At 60.2% G+C, this 2,918-nt stretch carries 5 protein-coding genes; 1 reads left to right on the forward strand and 4 read right to left on the reverse strand.

The window, feature by feature from the left end:
• The 4 genes from AC1DUU_RS27965 to AC1DUU_RS27980 all read right to left on the reverse strand — a co-directional run.
• Positions 1 to 573 (reverse strand): NADH-quinone oxidoreductase subunit D-related protein (locus tag AC1DUU_RS27965; RefSeq protein WP_476786602.1); only part of this gene is annotated, 573 nt, incomplete at its 3' end.
• 9 nt (positions 574 to 582) lie between these two features.
• Complete coding sequence (locus AC1DUU_RS27970; RefSeq protein ID WP_476786603.1) at positions 583 to 1,188, reverse strand: NADH-quinone oxidoreductase subunit C; 606 nt, start codon at positions 1,186 to 1,188, stop codon at positions 583 to 585.
• Positions 1,189 to 1,194: 6 nt separating this feature from the next.
• Positions 1,195 to 1,776 carry a NuoB/complex I 20 kDa subunit family protein gene (locus tag AC1DUU_RS27975; protein WP_476786604.1) on the reverse strand — a complete coding sequence of 194 codons (582 nt, stop codon included), beginning with the start codon at positions 1,774 to 1,776 and terminating at the stop codon, positions 1,195 to 1,197.
• Positions 1,767 to 2,132 (reverse strand): NADH-quinone oxidoreductase subunit A, encoded by a 366-nt coding sequence (locus tag AC1DUU_RS27980; RefSeq protein ID WP_476786605.1) that lies wholly within the window; start codon positions 2,130 to 2,132, stop codon positions 1,767 to 1,769. The genes AC1DUU_RS27975 and AC1DUU_RS27980 overlap by 10 nt, the downstream gene beginning before the upstream one ends.
• 343 nt (positions 2,133 to 2,475) lie before the next feature.
• Between AC1DUU_RS27980 and AC1DUU_RS27985 the strand changes: the two genes are divergently transcribed.
• Positions 2,476 to 2,918, forward strand: a 443-nt coding sequence (locus AC1DUU_RS27985) for a DNA glycosylase AlkZ-like family protein (protein ID WP_476786606.1), incomplete at its 3' end; no start/stop codon positions are given.

A 2,918-nucleotide genomic window follows, 5' to 3' on the forward strand; every position in this document is an offset into this window, starting at 1 on the left:
GAGCAGATCGTCGAGGTTCTTCACCGTCTGCAGGAACGGATCGATCCACTTGCCGATGTCTTCGACCAGCTTTTGCGGCAGGTCCTGGTGGACGCCGCCCGGACGGAAATAGGCAGCGTGCATGYGCGCGCCGCAGGCCCGCTCATAAAACACCATCAGCTTTTCGCGCTCTTCAAAGCCCCACAGAGGCGGGGTCAGCGCGCCAACGTCCATCGCCTGCGTCGTGACGTTGAGCAGGTGCGACAGGATGCGGCCGATCTCGGAATAAAGCACGCGGATGATCTGGCCGCGCTTGGGCACATCGATGCCGAGCAGGCGCTCGATAGCCAGCGAAAACGCATGTTCCTGGTTCATCGGCGCGACATAGTCGAGCCGATCGRAATAGGGGATCGCCTGCAGATAGGTCTTCTGCTCGATCAGCTTTTCGGTGCCGCGATGCAAAAGGCCGATATGCGGATCAACGCGATCGACGACTTCGCCATCCAGCTCGAGCACCAGACGCAGAACGCCGTGCGCCGCCGGATGCTGCGGGCCGAAGTTGATGTTGAAATTGCGGACGGAGGTTTCAGCCATTTCGGCGCCTCAATTCGTCTTGGCTTTTTCGTCGCCCGGCAGCACGTAGTCGGTGCCTTCCCAAGGAGACAAAAAGTCAAAATTGCGGAATTCCTGCTTGAGCTCGACCGGCTCGTAGACGACGCGCTTCTGCTCGTCGTCGTAGCGAACCTCGACGAAGCCGGTGAGCGGGAAGTCCTTGCGCAGCGGGTGACCTTCGAAGCCATAGTCCGTCAGCAAGCGACGCAGGTCCGGATGGCCGGAGAACAGGATGCCGTACATATCGTAGGCTTCGCGCTCGAACCAGTCGGCGCCCGGATAAACCGACGTCACAGACGGAACCGGCGTATCCTCGTCCGTGCTGACCTTGACGCGGATGCGCAGGTTCTGGTGCGGCGACAGCAGGTGATAGACGACGTCGAAGCGCTTGCGGCGCTGCGGATAGTCGACACCGGCCGCATCGATGAACGACACGAACTGGCACTGCACGTCACTGCGCAGAAAGGTCAGCACATCGACGATGTCGGCGGCCTTCACCGTCAGCGTCAGCTCGCCATAGGCGACGGCACTTTCTTCGATGTCCGCATCGAGCTTTTCCGCAATGTATGCGGCGAGGTCGTTCAGGGCTTCACTCATCTGGGCTCACCGCTCAATCGTGCCGGTGCGGCGGATCTTCTTCTGCAGCATCAGGATGCCGTAGAGCAGCGCTTCAGCGGTCGGAGGACAGCCTGGCACGTAGATGTCGACCGGCACGACGCGGTCGCAGCCGCGCACCACCGAATAGGAATAGTGATAGTAGCCGCCGCCATTGGCGCACGAGCCCATCGAAATGACGTAGCGTGGCTCAGGCATCTGGTCGTAGACCTTGCGCAGGGCCGGTGCCATCTTGTTGGTCAGCGTACCAGCGACGATCATCACGTCCGACTGACGCGGAGAGGCGCGCGGTGCGATGCCGAAACGCTCGGCGTCATAGCGCGGCATCGAGATGTGCATCATCTCGACGGCGCAGCACGCCAGACCGAAGGTCATCCACATCAGCGAGCCGGTGCGCGCCCAGGTGATCAGCGCCTCGGACGAGGTGACAAGGAAACCCTTGTCGGAAAGCTCGCTGTTCAGGTCGCCAAAGAAGGCGTCGTCAGAACCGATGAGCTTGCCGGTGTTCGGATCGATGATGCCTTTCGGCTTCGGTGCGATCAGGGTGCCGGAGGCGTCGTTCAATCCCATTCCAGCGCTCCCTTTTTCCACTCATAGATAAAGCCGATGGTCAAAACGGCCAGGAAGATCATCATCGACCAGAAACCGAGCATGCCGATCTTGCTGAAGGACACCGCCCACGGAAACAGGAAGGCGACCTCGAGGTCGAAGATGATGAACAAGATGGAGACCAGATAGAAGCGAATGTCGAACTTCATGCGCGCGTCGTCAAACGAGTTGAAGCCGCACTCGTAGGCAGAAAGCTTCTCCGGATCCGGATTGCGATAGGCGACAAGGAAGGGCGCCGCGATAAGCGCAATGCCGACTAGAAGCGCCACACCGATGAAGATGACGATGGGCAGATACGAACTCAAGAGAGCGTTCATGCTGCGAATTCCGTTGGTGGCCTATCCACCCAGATTTACAGCACGAGGTCCGTTTCCGGAAGCGCGACAGATTCTCGCCGAGCCGGACGAAACGGTCGTGCTGCAATGCGGCGACGGTTAGCGCAGGCGGTCGGGCGAAGCAAGTCCAACCTTGTCCAAAACGAGGCAAACCCCACCGCTGGACCAAAATCCTGCGCGCGTGGCTCCTATTTGATTTCCTTCGTCTTTTACTCCACTTTAGGCTCCTGACAAGTCAGGAACCGCAGACCTGCTAGCGTTTGCAACAAAGATCGATTCTCGTACCCTTGCGTCACCTCACAACAGACTGCGATAGCTTGCCGCAATGAAGGAAAAAATCTCACTCCCCACCGCCCGCCGCATCGCGCTTGCGGCCCAGGGCTTCATGGACCCGCGCCCCACAGGCACGATCACGCGACGTCACCTGCAGCGTGTGCTCGACCGCCTCGGTCTGTTCCAAATCGACTCGGTCAGTGCCGTTGTGCGCGCGCACTACATGCCGCTTTATTCGCGCCTCGGCCCCTACCCGATGGCGCTGCTCGACGACGCCATGCAGTCGAGCAAGCGTCTGCTTTTCGAGTACTGGGCGCATGAAGCCTCGCTGTTGCCGCTAGAGACCTTTCCCCTGATGCGCTGGCGTATGGCGCGGGCTGAGGAAGGGATGTATGGCGGGCTTGCCAAGTTCGGCCGCGCGAACAGGCCTTACATAGAGGAGATTTTCCGCCACGTGGTCGACCGCGGCCCGATCGCCGCTTCCGAGATTGAAGG

Source organism: Aminobacter sp. P4_H6_2, from assembly GCF_056400805.1.